This window comes from Sulfitobacter sp. OXR-159 (assembly GCF_034377145.1).
GTDB lineage: Bacteria > Pseudomonadota > Alphaproteobacteria > Rhodobacterales > Rhodobacteraceae > Sulfitobacter.
This window is the reverse complement of the sequence record NZ_CP139707.1, coordinates 149,558-170,617: the sequence shown is the minus strand read 5'-3', so window position 1 is coordinate 170,617 and position 21,060 is coordinate 149,558. Positions and strand designations below refer to the sequence as shown.

The following is a 21,060-nucleotide window of genomic DNA, read 5'->3' as shown; positions in this document are numbered from 1 at the left end:
TCGTGGGTCCTTTTGGTCAAACGGGTGAAGAAGAAAGGTCTTTGCGGCGCACGCGTTTCAGCGCCTCCGCGGTAAAGACGCGCAGGCCCAGATCGGGCCGGTATCCGTGGATCTCGCTCACGTCCAAGGCACGCATAAAGTCGAGAATTTCCTGACTGACGACCTGTCCGGGGACAAGGATCGGAAAGCCGGGCGGATAGGGGATGATGAAACTGGCCGAGACAACGGTATCGCCCGCGTCCATTACCTCTTGGAGTGAGCCGTTCAGGTCGAGGTAATCACAGTTTTTCTCATCATAGGCGAGGAAGAAGGGCGTGCGAATGTCCCCCTCGGGCGTATCCGCGGCGCGGAAGGCTTCGTGGAAGCAACTGAAATCCGGCAGCGGGGGGTAGTTTTCCATCAGGTTGGTCACACGCCGGTCAAACGACAGCCGTTCCATCCGGCTGGCATCGTCCAAAAGATCGTCGAGCGATTTGGCGATCTCGACCAGCACTTCGATCAGATAGGCGACCGAAGAGCGCGTGGTGCCGATGTTGGTCATGAACAACACGGTATTGCGCGAGGTCTTGTTGATCTGGATGCCGTATTTATCCATCAGGATCTGCGTCTTGAAGGTATCGCCATCCCAACCGGTGCCGCCCACGGCCAAGGTAACGCGGGTGGCGTCAAGGACGAACTCATCCTGCTCCCAACAATCCCACATATCAGTCCAGCCCTGCTCCACGTCATAATAGCTGGTGACGCCGCTTTCGCGGTGCTGTTCGGGGATCATGTCGCCGGCGGAAAGCACTTTGAAATACTTCCGTAGCAAGGCGTGTTCGCTGATCGCGCGGCGCATAGACATCGCCGCTTCGACCTGCCGTTGGACAAATTCGAATCCTTCCAGTTCCACCTGCCGTCGCCCGACATCCAGTGAGGCGATGATCTGGTAGTTTGGCGAGGTTGACGTGTGGGTCATATAGGCTTCGTGAAAGCTCTGCTCGACCTCGCCTTTGAAGTCCTGATCGTTGACGTGGATCATTGAGCCTTGGCGCAGCGATGTCAGCGTCTTATGGGTCGATTGCGTGGCATAGGCCCGCACCCGCGCGTGGGGCGGCGGGATCAGCCGGGTGTTGAGCAGGGTCTCATCATCCGCGTCTTTCAGCGTCTTTTGCTGCGCTTCATAGGCCTCGGCATGGGCGTCAGACTTGAATTTCTCGCGCAGGGTATTGGCCGCGTTCATCGCCGTGCGCTGGCGATATGTGGGGCTAAACCGGGCGAAAGCGAACCACGCCTCATCCCAGAGGAAGATCAGATCGGGCTTGATCGCCAGACATTCCTCCATCACCCGCTCAACGTTATAGACCAGCCCGTCGAAGGTGCAGTTGGTCAGCAAAAGCATCCGCACCCGATCAAGCTTGCCCGCCGCTTTCAGCTCCAGCAGCCGGTGCTTGATCTCGCGCAGCGGCACCGCGCCATACATCGAGTATTCATTCAGCGGGTAGCTGTCGAGATAGCTGACCTGCGCGCCGGCCAGCACCATGCCATAGTGGTGGCTCTTGTGGCAGTCACGGTCGACCAGCACGATGTCACCGGGCCGCACCAGCGCCTGCACGACGATCTTGTTGCAGGTCGAGGTGCCGTTGGTGGCAAAAAACGTCTGTTTAGAGCCGAAAGCGCGGCTTGCCAGTTCCTGTGCTTCTTTGATCGGGCCATGCGGTTCTAGCAGACTGTCGAGGCCGCCGGAGGTTGCCGAAGTCTCCGCAAGGAAGATGTTAGGCCCGTAGAACGCGCCCATGTCCTGAATCCAGTGCGAGCGCGAGATCGACTTGCCGCGGCTGATGGGCATGGCGTGGAAAACGCCTGTGGGCTGCTTGGAATATTCCACCAGCGCGGTGAAGAAGGGCGACTTGTTGCGCGCCTGCACCCCCCGCAGGATGTTGAGGTGTAATTCCATGAAGTCTTCTTGGTTGTAGAAAACCCGCCGACAAATCCCCAGATCGAGCCCCGCGATATCCTCGACCGAGCGTTCGGTGACCAGATAGGCGTCCAACTCGGGCCGGACCTTGGCGATCATCCGGCAGAGTTCGGGACCGTAGCTTTCAGGCTCAAGCGCGTCGATCTCATCCCGCCCCCCTGCGCGGGCGAGGTAGCGGGTCAGGATTTGCTGATCGACTTTCGACTTCAGCGTCAGCCCCGGACGCACCACAATGGCTTGGATGTTGTGGTTGAACATCACCGCAATCAGCGCGTCTTCGAGGCTCGGCACCACGACGGCTTCGTAGATAAACGGGTCTTCGCTGCGGCGCATGCGGGTGACATTGCTGCGCAGCCAGCGCTCTTGCTGTTCGCTTACATTGTCGACGATCAGCACTTCGAAATAGGGTTTCGCCAACGCCCGTGCCTCGGGCGGGAGCATCGCCTCGTCGTCGTGCTCGTCCTGATCCAGACTGTCGCGTTCCAGTGGGATCGTGCGACGGCGATAGGCGCCGGTGGTCAACGCACGGGTCACACGGTTCACCGCAAAGGCCAGATCCTCGAAATTGCCATGGGCAAACTGACGGCGCATGTGGTCAAAGGCGGACATGCCCGGAAAGGCCCAATAGGGCTCGATCAGGGCCAGCGAGTCGAACAGCGCCTCGATTTCCTTGCGGCCCTGCGCCGCGCCTTTGCCCTTAGGGTCACGCGACATGGCGGCGGCGGCGGCGCGCAGGGCGCTCCACCGATCCGACCGCAGTTGAATGGCCGAGGAATAGTCGTTCATAGAATGCATCAGTCGTCCTCTGCTGGAGGGCCGACCGATGCCTAGGTACTGCAGTCTGCGTACCTAACCTCGGCCTAGCCGCTGGTATTGTCGTTCTGCCCGGGTGTTTCGGGCGTTGTTTGTGGGTCTGGCATGGCCGCAGCAGGTGCCGCGGGCGCCGGTGTCTGTGCCACTTCCGGCGCGGTGCCGGCGGTGGCGCTGGCAAGCGGTTCCGGCGGGAAACCGTTCTTGCCCTTATAGGCGGGGATCTCGGCAGGCACCTGCTGGGCGGGCACATCGACATGCAGCCCCGCGCGGCTGCCCTGCTGCGGAACTTCGAGCGGGCCGAGGGTGTGCAGGAAAGCATCCGCGCCGCTGTCGCGGTCATAGACCGGGAAATCGGTCGGGCGATCACGGAAGGATTTGAGCAACTGGCCCAAGCCCTTCATCCCCGTCTCACGCTGGCGGCGCACCATGTTGAGATCGATCTCAATCGGGAACATGTCTTCTTGGCCTGCCGACTGGTGCAGCACCATCGAGGTCGGATCAACGACACAGGACTTGCCCACACCGCCAGCGCCAAGGCCGTTCACGTCAAAGATATAGCACTGGAACTGCGCCGCCGTGGCCCGCGCGATGGCAAGCTCTGCGTCGCGGTCCGTGGTGCCAGTCAAAACCGGGTGCAACAGCACTTCGACACCCTGAGAGGTCAGCTGGCGCGTCGTCTCGGGGAACCACATGTCATAGCAGATCGACAGGCCAAAGCGGCCCACATCTGGCACGTCGAAGATGCAGAATTCATTGCCCGCCGCGATCCCGGCCTCATAGGGCCGGAATGGGAACATCTTGGCATAGCGGCGCACCACTTCGCCTTCGGGGTTGATGACGACGGAAGTGTTATAGACCCGGCCATCTTCGGGATGCTTTAGGAACATCGAACCGGGGATCAGCCAGACGCGGTGCCGCCGCGCGGCGGCCTGAAACTGTTCAATCGTCTCGTTCTCGGGCGGCAGGGCAAACCGGTCGAGCGGGCCGAAAGGCGCCAGTTCAGAGAACAGCACCATCTGCGTCCAAGGGAAGCGTGCCATCAGAATGTCGAGCCGCTGGATCATGCCATCGACATTGGGCTGCAAGGCATTGACGTACATCTGCACGCCGGCAATCGCGAAAGGGGTCATGCGTGAATACTCCGAACAACGCGGCGCAATGGACCATTTCCCTGCTTATCTCCGCGACGCACGTGTCTTACGCCCTCACGACCAGAACGGAAACAGGCGAACGACGCACAATGCGGTCGGCATTGGAGCCGACGAGGAATTCGCGCAGGCTGTCGGGGTGCTCAGATCCCATGACCACCAGATCGGCGTTTGATTTCTTTATCGTTTTCAGCGCCTCGCGGTGGATTTTGCCGAACTTGAGGTGCTGCTTCACCTTTACGTCATCAGGCACTTCACGCTCGACTAGCTTTTCAAGCGCCTTGGCCGCGCGGCCTGTGGCCTGTTTTTCGTAATCTGCGGGAAAGAACCCTTCGACCAGCGGCGTGCCCATGTCAGGCACGACCGACAGGATATGCAGGGTGCCCTTGGACAGACGGATCATATCCACCGCCTGCGGCAGCGCTTTCTCCCATGATTTTGGGTCACTCAGGTCAACAGTCAGCAAGATATTGTCAAACATGGTGCGCCCTCCTCAGGCTGTCGCGGGCTTGCGGGTGTCACGCGCGGCACGGCCCCGTTGCAGGAAGACGACCAGTGCCAGCAGCAACAGCGCGGGGATGAACATCCAATATTTGCTGGGTTGCGGCATCGGTTTCAGCACGCGCAGCACCTCTTGGTCCCAATCAAGGCCCGCGCCCTGCGCAGGGCTATCGTAGAGGACATCGTCGATGATCATCTTGTCGCCATCCTCGCGGAACATGAGACCTGCGGCTTCCAGCTTCTCGGCCCCCGTCTCGCCCGCGCCAATCGGCAGCAGCGCGACGAATTCCAGCGGATCGCCCAGATCGTTCACTCCCGCAACGCGCAGGCGCAGCCGCTCACCGGCGGGCGTTTCCTCAGCCGCCTGCACGATCTCGGTCGGCGCTTCTTCGCTATAGGGCGGATAGACCATGTCCATCCAGAACCCCGGGCGGAACAGGGTAAAGGCAATCAGCAGCAGCGCGATGGTTTCATAGAAACGGTTGCGGGCCAAAAACCAGCCTTGGGTCGCGGCGGCGAAAAGCAGCATCGCCACGGTTGCCACGACAAAGATGAACAGCCCCTGCCCCCATGTGACGCCAATCAAGAGCAGTTCCGTGTTGAAGATAAACAGGAACGGCAGCGCAGCTGTGCGCAGGGAGTAGAAGAAGGCCACGAGACCCGTGCGGATCGGATCACCGCCCGAAACGGCGGCGGCGGCGAAACTGGCCAAGCCGACCGGCGGGGTCACATCGGCCATGATGCCGAAGTAGAACACAAAGAGGTGCACGGCGATCAGCGGCACGATCAGCCCGTTCTGCTGACCCAATGTCACGATCACCGGCGCCAACAGGGCCGAGACGACGATGTAGTTCGCAGTGGTGGGCAAGCCCATGCCAAGAATCAGCGACAGGACCGCGGTCAGGAAGAGGATCGCAAGGATATTGCCGCCCGAGAGCACCTCAACCACATCCGCCAGCGCCGAGCCGACGCCGGTCTGGCTCACCGCGCCCACGATGATACCAGCCGTTGCCGTGGCGATGCCGATACCGATCATGTTGCGTGCGCCGGTGACCAATCCGTCGATCAGGTCAAGCACACCCGCCTTCACGTCGTTCACAAACTGGCTTTCGCCGCGGAACATCGCCATCAACGGGCGCTGTGTCAGCAGGATAAAGATCATGTAAGCCGCCGCCCAAAAGGCCGAAAGGCCGGGCGACAGGCGGTCGACCATCAGCGCCCAGACCAGCACGACGACAGGCAGGATGAAATGCAGCCCTGACCGCGCGGTCGGCCCGGGCATCGGCAACGATGTCACCTCAGCATTGGGATCGTCCAGTTTCAACGGTTCTTCCTTACTCGCCACATAGAGCAGGCCAACATAGACCGCCGTGAGGAAGACAAAGATGATGTAGCCCGCTGTCTCAGGGAAGGCCGGGCGGATCCAGCCCATCAGGTAATATACGGCAAAGGACAGCGCGCAGATCGCGATGATCGCAAAGGCGATGCCGATCAACTGTTGCACCAGCGGCTTGGGCGTATAGGCGCGGGGCAGACCCTGCATCCCGGCTTTCATCGCTTCAAGGTGCACGATGTAGACCAGCGCGATGTAAGAGATAACCGCAGGCAAGAAGGCGTGTTTGACCACGTCGAAATAGGGAATGCCGACATACTCGACCATCAGGAACGCCGCAGCGCCCATCACGGGCGGCATGATCTGGCCATTGACCGAAGAGGCCACCTCGACCGCGCCTGCTTTTTCGGAGTTGAAGCCCACTTTCTTCATCAGCGGAATGGTGAATGTGCCGGTGGTCACAACGTTCGCGATGGAGGAACCGGAAATCAGGCCGGTCATGGCGGATGCCACAACAGCCGCTTTCGCTGGTCCGCCGCGCATGTGGCCCATGAGGCTGAATGCGACCTGAATGAAGTAGTTGCCCGCGCCCGCACGGTCCAACAGCGAGCCGAACAGCACGAAGAGGAACACGAAAGAGGTCGACACACCAAGCGCGATGCCAAAGACGCCCTCGGTCGTGATCCACTGGTGGTTCACGATCTCCGACAGGCTGTTGCCCTTATGGGCGATGATGCTGGGCATAGAAGGGCCAAGCACGGTGTAGAAAAGAAAAATGCTCGCCACGATCATCAACGCAGGCCCAAGGGCGCGGCGGGTGGCTTCGAGCAGGATTAACAGTCCGGTAACCCCTGCGATATAGTCTGGCAGGATCGGCGCGCCGACGCGGTTGGCGATCTCGCGGTAGAAGATAAAGAGGTAGAGCGCACAAAAGGTGCCGACGATGGCTAAGGCCCATTCCCAGATTGGAATGCGGTTCTTGGGCGAGCCGAGCAGCACTGTCGCAATCACGAAAAGTGCGGGGATCGGGATCCACCAAATCGCGGTCGAATCTTTGGTGCTGACCATAAAGAGCGCGGCAAGAACGGCCGGAACGATGACACCAAGCGCCACCTGAAAGCTGGTGCGCGTGGCCGGGAACACCATGATGCCAAGGAATACGGCAAAGCCCAAGTGAATGGAGCGGGCCAGCGTATCATTGAACAGACCAATGGGTGACGCGATGTAGAGTTGAAACAGCGACCAAGCCAGTGCCACCAACAGCAGCAAGGTGCCCATCAGCCCGCTGACAGCACGGCCGCCCGTATCAGAAGAAGCGACAAGTTCGTCCAGTTCCGCCTGGCTCAGTCCGCCTCGGTCACCGGTTGCGGCGGTTTCGACAGCCGCCGCCTTTTGCTGGTCCTTCTCAGACATATCGTCCCCCTGTCGGCTCCACCTTGGGGTGGATGCGCATATTGTTTTTTCGGGTCTCTGACGGCAGCGTACCGCCGCCAGAGCTATCATGTCACGCGAAGATTACTCGATCCAACCTTGCTCTTTGTAATACTTCTCTGCGCCGGGGTGCAGCGGCGCAGACAGACCGCCCGAGATCATCTCTTCTTGGGTCAGGTTCTCGAACGCCGGGTGCAGACGCTTGAAACGGTCGAAGTTGTCAAAGACAGCTTTCACGACCTGATAGACCACATCGTCATCCACATCAGCGGATGTCACAAAGGTCGCTTTCACGCCGAAGGTTTTCACGTCTTCGTCGGTGCCCTTGTACATGCCGCCCGGCACGGTGGCCTCGGCATAATAGGGGTTGTCGTCGATCAGGCCTTGGATCGCATCACCATCCACGGGGATCAGCTTGGCGTCGATGGTCGACACGGCTTCTTGGATGGAACCATTCGGGTGGCCAACGGTGTAGATGATCGCATCCACTTTGTTGTCGCCCAGAGCGGCGGCCTGCTCGGCCGGCTTCAGTTCGGAAGCCAGTGCGAAATCGTCCAGTGTCCAGCCTTTGGCGTCCATCACGACTTCCATGGTGGCGCGCTGACCGGAACCGGGGTTGCCGATGTTGACGCGCTTTCCTTTGAGGTCGTCAAAGGACTCGATGCCGCTGTCGGCACGGGCGATGACGTTGAACGGCTCACCATGCACGGAGAAGACCGCGCGCAGGTTGTCGAACTTGTCGCCTTCGAACTGCGAGGAGCCGTTGTAGGCGTGGAACTGCCAGTCGGACTGGGCAACGCCCATGTCCATGTCGCCCGCTTTGATCGCGTTGATGTTGGCGATGGACCCGCCGGTGGAGGGCGCGGTGCATTTCAGGTTGTGATCCGCTGTGCCGCGGTTCACCAGACGGCAGATCGACTGACCGACGACGAAGTAAACGCCTGTCTGGCCACCGGTGCCGATGGTGATGAACTTTTCCTGCGCCATGGCCGCAGTGCCGGCCACCATGGCACCGGTCATCGCGAGCATTTTGAACATTTTCATAAGATGTCTCCCATTGTTATATTGGCGGACCACCCTTTAGGCGGACACCATTGCATGCACAAGTAGAGCGCCGCAGCCTTTAGGCAATTGACTGGGCAGGGAAATTTCTAACGCGCCGTTCAGGGCCCAAGCAGACATGCCCTTGTGGCGGGAATCCCCGTATTCAGGTTAGGTCGGATTGCCATCGCGATCAATGCAACTCCCTTTCATGGCGCAACCCGGCCCCCAAAGCCTATCCTACAGGCTGGGGCAAATCCGGCAGAACCGGCGCGGCGGCGATGAGTGATTTGGTATATTCATGCTGCGGCGCATCGAAGACCAGCGCGGTCTCTCCGGCCTCTACGATCTTGCCGGACTGCATCACCAGCACCCGGTCCGTCACCGTACGCACCACCGACAGGTCGTGCGAGATAAAGAGATAGGTCAGGTCATAATGGCCGCAAAGCTCGGCCAGCAGATCAAGGATCTGCGCCCGGACTGAGACATCCAGCGCGCTGACCGCCTCGTCGAAAAGGATCAGCTCTGGCCGGATGATCAGCGCGCGGGCAATGGCGATCCGCTGCCGCTGTCCGCCCGAGAATTCGTGAATGTATTTGCGCGCATCTGCGGGGCGCAGCCCCACGGCGGTCAGCGCTTCGTCAATCGCGCGGGTCCGCTCCGCCCCCTGCGGCGCGCTGTCGAGCAGGTGGAAAGGCTCAGTCACCAACCGATCAACGCGGTGGCGCGGATTGAAGCTGCCGAAAGGGTCTTGGAACACCACCTGCATCTTGCGGCGCACGGCAAGGTTCGGCTTTGTCCCGGTAAAGACGGGCTGACCATCGACGGTGATGCTGCCCTCTTGCACCTGTTCCAGACCCAAAATCGCCCGCGTCAGGGTCGATTTTCCGCAACCGGATTCCCCCACCAAGCCCAACCGCTCCCCCCGGTTCAGGGTAAAGCTGAGGTTGTCCACCGCGCGGAACCTACCGGGCGCACCAAACAGCGTTTTGCGCGGCAGATGATAGTCACGACAGACGCCCTTGACCTCCAACAGCGGCACGGGCGCGGGTGGCGTGGGCAGGTTGACCTCATGGCGGGAGGCCTCGAAGAGCATCTTGGTATAGGGGTGGCGCATGTCGCGCAGCAGGCTCTGAGTCTCTCCTTGCTCGACAATCTGGCCCTTGCGCATGACGATGATCCGGTCGGCCATATCGGCCACGACGGCAAGGTCATGGGTGATCATCAACAGCCCCATGCCATCTTCGCGCGCCAGACGGGTCAGCAGGGTAAGGATTTGCGCCTGTGTGGTCACATCCAACGCTGTGGTCGGCTCATCCGCGATCAGCAGACGGGGACGCAGGGCGATGGCGATGGCGATCACCACCCGCTGGCGCTGCCCGCCGCTCAACTCATGCGGATAGCGCGACAGGGGGAAGCGGTCTTGGGGCAGGCCGACGCGGGTCAGCGTTTCGGCGGCGCGGGCCTCGGCCTCGGCGCGTGAGACGCTGGGCTCATGCACGCGGATGGTTTCGGCCACTTGGCGACCGATGGTCTGTACCGGGTTCAGCGCGGTCATCGGCTCTTGAAACACCATGCCGATGTCATTGCCGCGCACGCCGCACAGCGTCGCTTCGCTCATCTGGCTCAGATCGTCATCGCCCAGCATGATATGGCCGGTGGTCGTGGCCCCCTTAGGCAGCAGTTGCATCGCCGCCAGCGCGGTCATCGACTTGCCCGAGCCGCTTTCCCCGGTCACGGCGACGATTTCGCCCGGCGCGACAGAGAAGGTCACCCCGTCGAGGATGCGCAGCCCGTGGATCGACAGCGAGAGATTGGAGACAGTCAAAAGCGTCATGTGCGTGCCACCCTCAGGCGGGGATCAAGCATGTCCCGCAGCCCGTCACCCATCAAGTTCAACCCCAGAACCGTCAGAATGATTGCGAAACCGGGCATCAAGGCCATATGCGGCGCGATGCTGACCATCGTCTGCGCATCGGCCAACATCCGGCCCCATGACGGCACCGGCGGCTGCGCGCCAAGGCCGACGTAGCTCAGCCCCGCTTCGGCAAGGATACCCAGAGAGAATTGGATGGTCCCCTGCACGATCAGCAGATTGGCGACATTGGGCAGGATATGCTCCGCCGAGATACGCGCGGCGGATTTACCGGCGACCCGCGCGGCGAGGATGAATTCACGTTGCCACAAAGACAGCGCCGCACCGCGGGTGATCCGGGCGAAAACGGGGATGTTAAAGATGCCGATGGCAATGATCGCATTGATCGCCCCGGCGCCAAAGACCGCCGTGATCAAAATGGCGATGACAATGGCCGGAAAGGCAAAGACCAGATCATTGCCGCGCATGATGACTTCATCCACAAGGCTCCCACGCCGCGCTGCGGCCCAAAGCCCCAGCGGCACGCCCGCGCCCATGCCGATGCCCACCGCCACCAACGCCACGGCGATAGAGGTCCGCGCGCCGACCATGATCATGCTCAGAATATCGCGGCCAAAGTGATCCGTGCCCATCGGATGCGCCAGCGACGGGCTGTGCAGCTTGTTCGCGATGTCGAGCCCGGCATAGTCATAAGGCGTCCAGACAAAGGAGATCAGCGCCGCCAGCAAAAAGACCGAGGTCAACACGGCCCCAAGAAACAGGTTGCGGTTCATGTGCGGGCCCTCAACCGGGGATCGACGGCGGCATAGGCCAGATCGACAAGGAAATTCACCAAGATCACCGAAAAGACCAAGAGCATCACCACCGACTCGACCACGATCAGATCCCGCGCCGAGATCGACTGGAACACCAGCCGCCCAAGGCCCGGCAGGTAAAAGACCTGCTCGATAATGATTGACCCGGCCAGCAGGAAGGAGAACTGCAAACCGATGATCGTCAGCACCGGGATCAGCGCATTGCGCAGCCCGTGCCGCCAAAGCGCCTGTCGCGCGGTTAGCCCCTTGGCCCGCGCGGTGCGCATGAAATCTTCGCCCAGAACATCCAGAAGGGCCGAGCGCATGACCCGCGCGAGGATCGCAGCCTGTGGCAAGGCAAGCGCAATGGCAGGCAGGGTCAGCGCATGCAGCCCGGCGAAAAGCCCCTTGTCCCAGCCGACGAAACCGCCTGCCGAAAACCAGCGCAGGTTGATCGAAAAGATCAGCACGAGGATCATGGCGAACCAAAAGTTCGGCACCGCCACGCCCAATTGCGTCGCGCCCATGACGCTGATGTCACCCGCCCGGCCCCGTCGTGACGCGGCATAGATGCCCGCTGGAAATGCCACCACGACAGTCAGCGCCAGCGCATAAAGCGCCAGAGGCACCGAGACCCAAAGCCGGTCACCGATCATCTCGGTCACCGGGGTGCGATAGGTGTAGGACGTGCCGAAATCGCCGCGCAGCATGCCACCAACCCATTCTAGGTAGCGCTCGGGTCGGGATTGATCGAGACCCAGCTCACTGCGCAGCGCGGCCAGTGTTTCCGGCTGTGCATTCAGGCCCAGCATAAAGGAGGCCGGATCGCCGGGGGCGACCTCAATAACCACAAAAATCACCAGCGACGCGACCGCGAGACTGATGAGCAGGGAGAGAAATCTTTTCAACGCATAGCGAAACATAGCGCGGAGGTTAGGCGGCACGCTCGGGAGGGTCCAGAGCCCGCGTGCAGTTTCCCCGAGGAGAAAGAGAGAAATGCTGAATTTTTAAGGCCCACGTAGGGCGGGGCCGGGGTCCACATCGAAAGAATCCAGCATTGTGAGCATGTTATGCACTGAAACCGCCGTTTTCCCTTTCCTAATCGCTATGCGCTGGAACCATATCCGTTATGCGGTGTTGTCTTCGGGAGAACAGATAAAACTGGAGAATAAAAATGAAAACGACTCTGAAAACACTTGCGATCGCCGGCCTTCTGGGCACCGTTTCCGCACCCGCCTTCGCCGCTGCTCACATGGACATGGCCAGCATGACCTGCGCCCAGTACCAAGAATTGAGCGATGAAGACAAAATGAAAGTCTCTTCCATGGCAATTGCCGAACTGGAAGATGGCGACCACGGTGGCTCCATGATCACCGAAACCAAAAACGACGGTTCCGAGCCGAGCGACATCTCTGCTGCTGAAGCGACAGACGCTGAAGAAACCGAAGATTCCCTGATCGACAATACAAAAGCCGTCGAAGATTCCGAAGAAGCTGACGAGATGGCCGACACGGAAATGGAACAGGAAATGGAAGACTTCATGGTCGTCTGTAACCAGAACCCCGACGCGCTGGTAAGCGAAGCCGCAGCAAACCTGCGTGGCAAAGACCAATAGGTCTTCGCATCTAATTAAAAAGGGCGCGCCTCACGGCGCGCCCTTTTTTAATGCTTAAACGCAATCCTATGGATCACTCCGCCCAGCTCACACCGGTCAGGTCGGTGGCCTGCGTGGGCGCGTTTACCCAAAGCCCCTCGACACCCGCCTTGGCAATCGTCGGGAAAGCGAGTTGGAACAGATAGCCGTTCACATAGTCTTCGGCGATCATGCGCTGCGCCTTGGCCAGCATCTCGGTCCGCGCTGCGGGTTCTGCCGTCTTGTTGAACTCGGTTATCAGCGACTGGAACTCAGCATTGTCATATTGGAAGTAATAGTCCGGGTTGGCGTAGATATTGATGTCCATCGGCTCTGTATGGCTGACGATCGACAGACCGAAATCCTTGCCTTTGAACACGGTTTCCAACCACTGTGCCCATTCGACATTGGTGATCTGCGCCTTGATGCCAACTTCGGCCAGCTGGGCTGCGATGATCTCTCCGCCGCGGCGGGCGTAGGATGGGGGCGGCAGGTGCAACGTCGTCTCGAACCCATCGGGGAAACCGGCCTCGGCCAGCAGCGCCTTGGATTTTTCAGGGTCGTAGCTGCTCATCTCAGTCAGATCGACGTAGTCCGGGTTATGCGGTGCGAAATGGGTGCCGATGGGCGTGCCATAGCCAAACATTGCCCCATCAATGATTGCCTGACGGTCGATGGCATGGGCCACAGCCTCGCGGACTTTGACGTTATCGAAAGGTTCGCGCTTGTTATTGATCGACAGGATCGTTTCCCCCTCGGTCGAGCCGATCAGCACTTGGAAACGGGGGTCCGCCTCGAACTGGGGGATATTTTCCGGCGCGGGGAAGCCGGTGAAAACATCGACATCCTCGGCCATGACCGAAGCGAAAGCCGCTGTCGGATCTGAGATGAACTTGAAGGTCGCGCTGGCCAGCGCGGGCGCCTCGCCCCAATAGTCGTCATTCCGGGTCAGAGTGATCTTGTCGCCCTGATTCCAGTTCTCAAACTTGAACGCGCCGGTGCCAATCGGGGTCTGCTTGATCGTCTCAACCGTTTCAGGTGCCACGATCACCGCGTCGCCCCAGGCGAGGTTGAACAGCATGTTGCCATTCGGTTCGCTCAGTTTGACCTCAACGGTCTGCGGGTCAATGACGTTCACTTCGGAAATCGCGGCATAGAGCGCCTTTTGGGCATTGGCGCTGTCTTCGGCGTTGATCCGGTCGAGGGTGAATTTCACGTCCTCGGCGTCCATCGTGGTGCCATCGTGAAAGGTGACCCCCTCGCGCAGCTTGAACGTATAGGTCAGCCCGTCTTCGGAAATCTCCCAGGACTCAGCCAAGCCCGGCACGACAGAGCCATCGCCCATGAAACGGGTCAGCCCTTCGAAGACATTGGTATAAAGCACCGAGTCGATGGCCCCGGCCGCGGCAGAGGTCGGATCAAGGTGCGGCGGCTCAAGCTGCATGGCGACGGTGATGTCGTCCTTGGCGAAGGCGCTGGTGGCGGCGACAACCAATGCAGCACTGGCCACACCGGTCATCAAACGGTTCAAACGGTTCATGAAGTTCTCCCATATAGGCGTATTTTTTTGCGAGGCTAGCCAAAAGCCGCGCGACGCGCCAGCCTTCGTTGCCAAGCCCGCGCGAGAAGGGTATCGCGGGTGCTTTGCACGGGCGCGCTGCGCATCGGACCGCCCGTGAGAAGGCATTAGGAGAACGTCATGGCCAGGCTGGGGATTGATTTTGGAACGTCCAACACCGCGGCGGGCATCGCCGTCAACGGCACCCCGCAACTGATCGCATTAGAGGCCGAGGCGCAGACCCTGCCGACGGCGGTATTTTTCGATTTCGAAGCGCGTGAAATGCGGATCGGCGCCGCCGCCTCTGACGCGCTGCTGGCCGGGGCCGAGGGCCGTTATATGCGCGGGTTGAAAAGCCTGCTTGGCACCCGGCTGATGCGCGAGCGGCGGGTGCTTTTGGGCGAACGGCTGGACTTTATCGATATTGTGGCGCGGTTTCTGGCGCGGGTGAAAACGCAAGCCGAAGCCGCCACGGGGATGCAGTTCGACACAGCACTCTCTGGCCGTCCGGTGCGCTTTCATTCAGCCGATGACGCGCGCGATGCACAAGCGCTGACAGACCTGCGCGAGGCCTATGGCCGGGCCGGTTTCGACCATGTGGATTTCATGAACGAACCCGAAGCCGCCGCGCTTGCCAACCGCGCCGCGCTGCGACCGGGGGATCTGGGGCTGGTGATCGATATCGGCGGCGGCACCTCTGATTTCACGCTTTTCCGCCAGCGCGGGAATGATGAGATCGACATTTTGGAAAGCCACGGCATCCGCCTTGGCGGGACCGATTTTGACCGGTCCTTGTCCATCGGGCGGGTGATGCCGCAGCTTGGGATGGGCAGCGAAATTCGCCATGCTTTCGGAGGCGACACCCACATCGCGCCTAACGCGATCTTCAACGATCTGGCCACTTGGGCGAAAATTCCGTTTCTCTATGGCCCGGATACCCGCAAGGCGGCGGCGGAATTGCATAAGTTTGCCGAACACCCCAAGCGTCTGGCACGGTTGGTTAAAGTGCTTAATGAAGAGCTTGGTCATGATCTTGCTTTTGCCGTCGAAGCGGGCAAAATCCGCGCCAATGGCGCAGGGGCCGAGGGGGATGCAGAGCCAGTGATCAACGTGTCGATGCTCAAACCCCGCGCGACTTTGCCCCTGCCCCGTGACTGGATGCGCAAGCGGCTTTCGAAACTGGCCGCACAGATGGGGGATGCAGCGGAGACGACAGCGCGGAACGCAGGCATCGCGCCCGGCGCTGTGGACCGGTTAATCTTTGTCGGCGGGTCGAGCCTGATGGAGGTGGTCGAGGCCGAAATGCGCGCACGTTTTCCGCGCGCGGAAGGGCATCGGGGGGCGGCGCTGACGGCGATTGTCGAGGGGTTGGCGTTGAGTGCCGGTGGGGGGGGTAAACGCGGCTGATCCGTTTGGTTGAGGGTGCGGGATCGGTATTTAAGAAAGGATGAAGTTGAAGGGGGGGAGACGCTCCCCCGTGGGGGGCGAGATTGGCGGGGCGTTATTGTTTGGGTCGCGCGATTTGAGCAGGCTGGGGCTTTTTACTGTGCAGGGGGCTTCGGCGGGCTATGTTCATCATGTCCATGAATTTCAGGAAGAACGCGAATGGCCCCACTGATCCAGAAAAAGCCCCCTACCTCTGCCGTGCAGGAAGAGGCGGAAGAACGCTCTGTCAGTGAGGCGGCGGCGCTGTCGCCCAAGCTGATCTATGAGGTGATCCGGCGCGAGGGGCGCGATGAGTTGAACCGCACCAACCGGTCGTTGATCTGGTCTGGGATATCCGCGGGGATGCTGATCAGTCTTTCGGTCTTGGGGGAGGCGATTTTTCGAACCTATTTGCCGGATGCGGGCTGGCGTTTTCTGTTGGAGAACCTCGGCTATTCCTTGGGGTTCATCGCGGTCATCATGGGCCGGATGCAGTTGTTTACCGAAAACACCATCACCACGGTCTTGCCCCTGATGCAGGAACGCAGCCTGAATATTCTGTGCAGGCTCATGCGGCTTTGGGCCGTTGTGCTGGGGGCCAATGTGATCGGGGCCTTCGCGGCGGCCGCGCTGTTTATCTATACGCCCGCCATCCCGGCGGAGGTTTTGCCCGCTATCATCAGCCTTTCGGAACACGCGACGGGCATGCCGGCGGCGGAGGGGTTTTGGCGGGCCATTCCGGCGGGGGTCATCGTGGCGTTGATCGTTTGGATGCTACCTGAGGCGGATGAGGCTGCATTTTTCCTGATCCTGACCTTTACCTGGCTTATTGCCGCGGGGGACTTCACCCATATCGTCGCAGGGTCTGTAGAGATGGCCGCGCTCATTCTGCATGGCGGGCTGGGGCTTGGTCAGGCGATCTTTGGCTTCTTCCTGCCGGTGCTTGTCGGCAACATCATCGGTGGCACGTTGATCTTCACCCTTGTTGCTTGGGGGCAGGTCCGCGACGATGTGGAGGACAGCTAACGCGAAGCGGTCCCGGTTTTTGCCGGGGCCGAATTGAAAGGATTGGCATTGGTGCTGCGCAGACCTCCGACCCGACCGGCGATCTATTGGGATGCTTTCAAGGCGAGCCTAAAACAAGCGGCCGACGATAACCTTGCGCTGATCTCGGCCGGGGTGGCGTTTTTCGCGATGCTGTCGTTGTTTCCCGCGCTGGCGGCGCTGATCGCGCTTTTGGGGCTGATCTCGGACCCTGTTGTGGTCATTGCCCAGTTGGAGGATGTGCGCGGGCTGCTGCCGGATGATGTCTATGACATTATCAATACGCAGGTGACCGGGCTGGTCACCGCGCGGGCCGATACCTTGGGTTGGGCCGGTATTGTATCGCTGCTGGTGGCGCTGTGGTCTGCGCGGGCCGGTGTGGGGGCGATGGTGATCGGTCTGAACGCCGTCTATAACGAGCGCAACCGCAATGCTGCGAAACATTACCTTCATGCCTTGATGTTGACGGTAAGCCTTGTGGGGGTCGGGATCGTGGCGCTGCTGGCGGTGGTGGTCGCACCCATCATTCTGGCGTTCATCCCGCTTGGACCCTTTGGCAACGCCGTGGCCGACCTGCTGCGCTGGACCGTTGCGACGGCGGTTTTGTTTGCCGGTGTGGGTGTGCTTTACCGTTTCGGGCCGAACCGGCGCGCGGCGCGATTGCCTTGGCTTAGCAGCGGGGCGATTTTGGCGGTGATGTCTTGGGCGGTGCTTTCGATCGGGTTTTCCTATTACGTCGCCAATTTCGGCAACTACAATCAGGTCTATGGCTCGATCGGGGCTGTGATTGCGATGTTGGTCTGGCTTTGGATCAGCAGTTTTCTGATCCTATTCGGCGCGGCCCTGAACGCGCAGGTCGAACGCCGGACGCGCCCGGACAGCACCATCGGCCCGGCCAAACCGCGCGGGCAACGTGGGGCCGAGGCCGCAGATACCTTTATCGATATCACGCAAGAGTAGCTGTTAAAGCAGGGGGCGCTTTTGGCGACCCTCAAGTTCGGTCACCCCCGCTTTCGCCAAGGCGGCGAGGTCGTTGATCTGAAGCACCCTGTCGGACCACGAAAGCAACTGGCGTTCTTTCAGGGCACCGAGGGTTTTGTTGGTGTGCACCACCGACAGGCCAAGCGCATCGGCCAGATCGCGTTGTGAATAGGGCAGCAGCATCTGGTTGTGGGTGACCATCCCCAGCGACTGGCCACGTTCGAAAATCTTGACCATCGCCCAAGCGATGGCCTGCATCGCGGTGCGTTGGCCAATGGTGGCAAGGACTTCGCCCATGAAATGTTCTTCGATCGCGGCCAACCAAGTGATGTCAAAGGCGCGTTCGGGGTGGTTCTTGAAGAAATTCCAGAACTCGCTGCGGTTGAAAACGCAAAGCCGCATATGGGTCCGGGCTTCGACGGAATGGCCCATTTCACCCATGATGCCTGCCTGCAGGCCGATGAAATCGCCGGGGAAGACAAAGCTGATGACCTGCCGGTTGCCGTTTTCCAAGGTCTTGTCGCGGATGCCCATCCCGGTCAGCGCGGTGTAAAGCTGGGGCGAGTTTGACCCCTCAAGCAGGATCGGCGTGCCCGGCTCAACCGTCAGCTCACCGGACTTGAACTTCTCCATGAAGTTCACTTCATCTTTCGACATCGGCAGGAAGGCATCTTTGCGACGGAGAGGGCAATAGCGGCATTGTGTCGTCATCAGATAAAATTTGCCTTCTTATGTCTTAGTTTAATGCGCCCTCGTGGCGCGCCCCCTAAATCGACAACTTTGCTAACCCGGGGGAAGACCATGTCGATTTTGATCTACGAACCGGACCCGTTGGTCTGTTCAGACATAAATGAAACGCTTTCTGCTGCGTTTCCGCAATCGCAAATTCGCGTTTTAGAGACGTTTGATCTCAGCAAGCTGGTGGAGAACATCGACAACATCGAATTCGCGGTCCTGTCGCTGCGGCGCGATCAGTTGCACCAGCATCTGTCGGATTTGTCGAACCTGCGGGAGTGGTTTCCAATCGTCTGTATCATGAACGATACGCCCCGATTGGCGGAGGCCGAAAGGAGGCTGAGGTTCATCACCCGCCCCTTTTCCAGTGGCAATCTTCTCAGCGCTGTTAACGGCGCGCTTTCTGACCCGCGGTTATGCCAGCCAGAAATGCCATGACCAAGTTCTTGAGACCGTCATGTTCGGTCGCGGAGGGGTCTTCCTGACGGGGGGCCTGAGCGGCGGGCGCGCGGTCGGATCCGGCCATGGCAAGCAAGAGGAAACCAACACCGAAATAGACCGCGCCGAGGATCAGCGCGGCGGTGAGCGCTGTGGTGACGGTGATGAGATAAAGCCATGCCGCAAGCGTGAGAAACAGCAGCCCGATCAGCAGAAAGAGCGCGGCCCCTGCGCTGAGCATCGCGGTGCGCAGCACACGCCGCAGGGAGCCGCGCAGATGGTTCATCACCGAGGAAAGCATCTTAGCGGCGGGCCGTCACAAGACCGACAAGGAAACCGATGCCTGCGGCGATGCCGAGGGCGGTACCGGGCTGGGCTTGCAGGAATTCCTCGGCTTGCTTTTGGGCCTCCATCGCCTTCAGGCGCCCTGTGTCGGCAAAATCATTCGCCGCGTTGCGGGCGTTGTCGCGCATCTCTTCCGACTTGGCCTTGCCGTATTCGCCCAAGGTTTCGGTCAGCGATGCGATGTCTTTTTTGAGAAGCGCGATCTGGTCCGACAGATCGTCGATGGTCAGATCTTTTGCGGCAGCGGTCGGGGTCTTGGCCATGCGGGCCTCCTGAATGTTTGACTGACGATAGGCAGCGCGGGCGCTGAATGCAAAGGGTTCCCTGCGCAAAACGATGCGCGGGGAACCCTGTTTTTCTGGCCCGGCTTAGGCGTTGAGCGTTTCCGTGGAGGAAAAGAACATCGCTTGCGAGACAGCCGAGACGACCTGATCCACCGAATAGGGTTTGGAGATCAGGAAGGCGGGCTCTGGCTTGTCGCCGGTCAACAGACGCTCCGGAAAGGCGGTGATAAAGATCACCGGACGCATGCCCAGTTCGTTCAGCAGGTCGTTCACCGCATCGATGCCCGAAGAGTTATCGGCCAGTTGGATATCGGCGAGGATCAGGTCAGGCACATCGGCCTTGCCTAGTTTCACCGCTTCATCACGGGTGCGCGCGATGCCGGTTACCCGGTGGCCCATCTCGGCGACGATGGATTCAATGTCCATCGCGATAATGGCTTCGTCTTCGATAATCATCACCGAACCGGAGGTGCTGTCAGCCATTTCGCGATGTGCGATCTGGATCAGCTCATCGGCCTCGGCCTCATCCACGCCAATGATTTTGGCGATTTCACCATGCGAAAAGCCTTCGATCGTGTGCAGCAGCAGCGCTTCGCGGCTGTTGTTGGTCAGGCTCGACAGATGCCGCTGCGCCTTGGCGCGGGGGCCGCTTTCGCCTTCTTCCACCGGGGCACCTGCGCTGGCCCAGATACCGTACAAAACCTTGAAAAGACCCGTCTTTGTGTCTACTCCATCGAGCACCGAGCGATCAACCAGGATGGCTTCCAGCGCCGCCGCGGCGAAGGTGTCACCACTGGTCTGGCTGCCAGTCATCGCCCGCGCGAACCGGCGAAGGTAGGGGATGTTGGCACCCAGTTCATCGCTGATGCTGGTCTTTTGTGTCGCATCGTTCATCTAGTCGAATCCTTTTTTACTTTTCTTGGAACCAAACACGTCGACATTGTGTTTGGTTCCAGTATGCGTACATAATTATTCAAACGAGACGACGATGCCAGAGGTGATGTTAGTGAATTCAGGAAACAAGGACGAGCGCGAGCGCGTCATCGACGACAACCTCAAGCGTGTCTTCGATGAGACGCTCGATGAAGGCATCCCTGATCGTTTCAAGGATCTGCTTCAGAAGTTGAAGGAACAGGATTCAGAAAAAGGAACGTCATAATGACCCGTCCCGATCCGCGCGACGAGCTGGTAGAACATCTGCCGGCCATGCGGGCCTTTGCCATCAGCCTGACACGCAATGGTGCCACGGCAGACGACATGGTGCAGGACACCTTGGTCAAGGCGTGGACCAACATCGAAAAATTCCAAGAGGGCACGAACATGCGTGCTTGGCTCTTCACGATCCTGCGGAACACTTACTATTCCTCGCGCCGCAAGGCGAAACGCGAAGTCTCGGATGTGGATGGCGTGTTGACCGACGGGCTGGCCGAAAAGCCCGCACATGATGGTCACATGCAGATGACGGATTTCCGCAAGGCGCTTGCCCTGCTGAAGGATGAGCAACGCGAAGCGCTGCTTCTTGTGGGGGCCTCTGGCTTCTCCTACGAGGAAGCTGCAGACATGTGTGGCGTTGCCGTAGGCACCATCAAAAGCCGCACCAACCGGGCTCGTGCCCGCCTTGCTGAACTGCTGGGTCACCATGACGACGAGTCGCTTGAAATGACCGATGATGCAACAATGTCCGTCCTATCCGCTTCTAAAGTTTCTTCTTTCTAAATATGAC

Annotated in this window: 20 protein-coding genes; 7 read left to right on the top strand and 13 right to left on the bottom strand. The window is 60.1% G+C overall.

What is annotated here, in order from left to right:
• Positions 1-16: 16 nt before the first annotated feature.
• The 8 genes from T8A63_RS00795 to T8A63_RS00760 form a co-directional block, all read right to left on the bottom strand.
• Positions 17-2,752 (bottom strand): ornithine decarboxylase, encoded by a 2,736-nt coding sequence (locus T8A63_RS00795; protein ID WP_322344717.1) that lies wholly within the window; start codon positions 2,750-2,752, stop codon positions 17-19.
• A 65-nt stretch (positions 2,753-2,817) separates the two neighbouring features.
• Positions 2,818-3,900 (bottom strand): carbon-nitrogen hydrolase family protein, encoded by a 1,083-nt coding sequence (locus tag T8A63_RS00790; protein ID WP_067629486.1) that lies wholly within the window; start codon positions 3,898-3,900, stop codon positions 2,818-2,820.
• Between the two features lie 67 nt (positions 3,901-3,967).
• Complete coding sequence (locus T8A63_RS00785) at positions 3,968-4,399, bottom strand: universal stress protein (RefSeq protein WP_067940946.1); 432 nt, start codon at positions 4,397-4,399, stop codon at positions 3,968-3,970.
• Between the two features lie 12 nt (positions 4,400-4,411).
• The gene (locus tag T8A63_RS00780; protein WP_322344716.1) at positions 4,412-7,165 is read right to left on the bottom strand and encodes a TRAP transporter permease; all 2,754 of its coding nucleotides are present in this window, start codon (positions 7,163-7,165) and stop codon (positions 4,412-4,414) included.
• A gap of 102 nt (positions 7,166-7,267) precedes the next feature.
• A complete protein-coding gene (locus T8A63_RS00775) occupies positions 7,268-8,227 on the bottom strand; it encodes a TAXI family TRAP transporter solute-binding subunit (protein ID WP_067629490.1) in 960 nt (319 codons plus the stop codon).
• Positions 8,228-8,459: 232 nt separating this feature from the next.
• Positions 8,460-10,061: a dipeptide ABC transporter ATP-binding protein gene (locus T8A63_RS00770; RefSeq protein WP_322344715.1), complete on the bottom strand. Its 1,602-nt coding sequence runs from the start codon at positions 10,059-10,061 to the stop codon at positions 8,460-8,462.
• Entirely contained in the window at positions 10,058-10,873 is an 816-nt protein-coding gene (locus tag T8A63_RS00765) for an ABC transporter permease (protein WP_067629497.1), read from the bottom strand. Before T8A63_RS00765 ends, T8A63_RS00770 begins: the two co-directional genes overlap by 4 nt.
• Entirely contained in the window at positions 10,870-11,817 is a 948-nt protein-coding gene (locus T8A63_RS00760) for an ABC transporter permease (RefSeq protein WP_322344714.1), read from the bottom strand. Before T8A63_RS00760 ends, T8A63_RS00765 begins: the two co-directional genes overlap by 4 nt.
• Positions 11,818-12,068: 251 nt before the next feature.
• On the opposite strand from T8A63_RS00760, the gene T8A63_RS00755 reads away from it, so the two are divergent.
• On the top strand, positions 12,069-12,509 hold the full coding sequence (locus tag T8A63_RS00755; protein ID WP_322344713.1) for an HdeA/HdeB family chaperone: 441 nt from the start codon (positions 12,069-12,071) through the stop codon (positions 12,507-12,509).
• 73 nt (positions 12,510-12,582) lie between these two features.
• Here the strand turns inward: T8A63_RS00755 and T8A63_RS00750 are convergent, their stop codons facing one another.
• The gene (locus T8A63_RS00750) at positions 12,583-14,067 is read right to left on the bottom strand and encodes an ABC transporter substrate-binding protein (RefSeq protein ID WP_322344712.1); all 1,485 of its coding nucleotides are present in this window, start codon (positions 14,065-14,067) and stop codon (positions 12,583-12,585) included.
• A 159-nt stretch (positions 14,068-14,226) separates the two neighbouring features.
• Between T8A63_RS00750 and T8A63_RS00745 the strand changes: the two genes are divergently transcribed.
• The 3 genes from T8A63_RS00745 (at position 14,227) to T8A63_RS00735 (ending at position 17,514) form a co-directional block, all read left to right on the top strand.
• Positions 14,227-15,492 (top strand): Hsp70 family protein, encoded by a 1,266-nt coding sequence (locus T8A63_RS00745; protein WP_322344711.1) that lies wholly within the window; start codon positions 14,227-14,229, stop codon positions 15,490-15,492.
• A gap of 198 nt (positions 15,493-15,690) precedes the next feature.
• Positions 15,691-16,536, top strand: coding sequence for a formate/nitrite transporter family protein (locus T8A63_RS00740; RefSeq protein ID WP_067623994.1), 846 nt, complete (start codon positions 15,691-15,693; stop codon positions 16,534-16,536).
• Positions 16,537-16,584: 48 nt separating this feature from the next.
• Positions 16,585-17,514 carry a YihY/virulence factor BrkB family protein gene (locus T8A63_RS00735; RefSeq protein WP_067936468.1) on the top strand — a complete coding sequence of 310 codons (930 nt, stop codon included), beginning with the start codon at positions 16,585-16,587 and terminating at the stop codon, positions 17,512-17,514.
• 3 nt (positions 17,515-17,517) lie between these two features.
• Here the strand turns inward: T8A63_RS00735 and T8A63_RS00730 are convergent, their stop codons facing one another.
• A complete protein-coding gene (locus tag T8A63_RS00730; RefSeq protein ID WP_067623991.1) occupies positions 17,518-18,246 on the bottom strand; it encodes a Crp/Fnr family transcriptional regulator in 729 nt (242 codons plus the stop codon).
• 90 nt (positions 18,247-18,336) lie between these two features.
• Here T8A63_RS00730 and T8A63_RS00725 point away from each other — a divergent pair, with 90 nt between their 5' ends.
• A complete protein-coding gene (locus T8A63_RS00725; protein WP_150120001.1) occupies positions 18,337-18,708 on the top strand; it encodes a hypothetical protein in 372 nt (123 codons plus the stop codon).
• Here T8A63_RS00725 and T8A63_RS00720 read toward each other — a convergent pair.
• The 3 genes from T8A63_RS00720 to T8A63_RS00710 all read right to left on the bottom strand — a co-directional run bounded on the left by T8A63_RS00720 (position 18,659) and on the right by T8A63_RS00710 (position 20,231).
• Entirely contained in the window at positions 18,659-18,994 is a 336-nt protein-coding gene (locus T8A63_RS00720; protein WP_150120000.1) for a phage holin family protein, read from the bottom strand. The two genes, T8A63_RS00725 and T8A63_RS00720, sit on opposite strands and share 50 nt — an antisense overlap.
• A gap of 16 nt (positions 18,995-19,010) precedes the next feature.
• The gene (locus tag T8A63_RS00715; protein WP_067623987.1) at positions 19,011-19,316 is read right to left on the bottom strand and encodes a DUF883 family protein; all 306 of its coding nucleotides are present in this window, start codon (positions 19,314-19,316) and stop codon (positions 19,011-19,013) included.
• Positions 19,317-19,421: 105 nt separating this feature from the next.
• Positions 19,422-20,231 (bottom strand): response regulator, encoded by an 810-nt coding sequence (locus T8A63_RS00710; RefSeq protein ID WP_067623984.1) that lies wholly within the window; start codon positions 20,229-20,231, stop codon positions 19,422-19,424.
• Positions 20,232-20,325: 94 nt separating this feature from the next.
• Here T8A63_RS00710 and T8A63_RS00705 point away from each other — a divergent pair, with 94 nt between their 5' ends.
• The gene (locus tag T8A63_RS00705) at positions 20,326-20,496 is read left to right on the top strand and encodes a NepR family anti-sigma factor (protein WP_201722086.1); all 171 of its coding nucleotides are present in this window, start codon (positions 20,326-20,328) and stop codon (positions 20,494-20,496) included.
• Positions 20,496-21,053: an RNA polymerase sigma factor gene (locus tag T8A63_RS00700; protein WP_067623982.1), complete on the top strand. Its 558-nt coding sequence runs from the start codon at positions 20,496-20,498 to the stop codon at positions 21,051-21,053. Before T8A63_RS00705 ends, T8A63_RS00700 begins: the two co-directional genes overlap by 1 nt.
• Positions 21,054-21,060 lie beyond the last annotated feature (7 nt).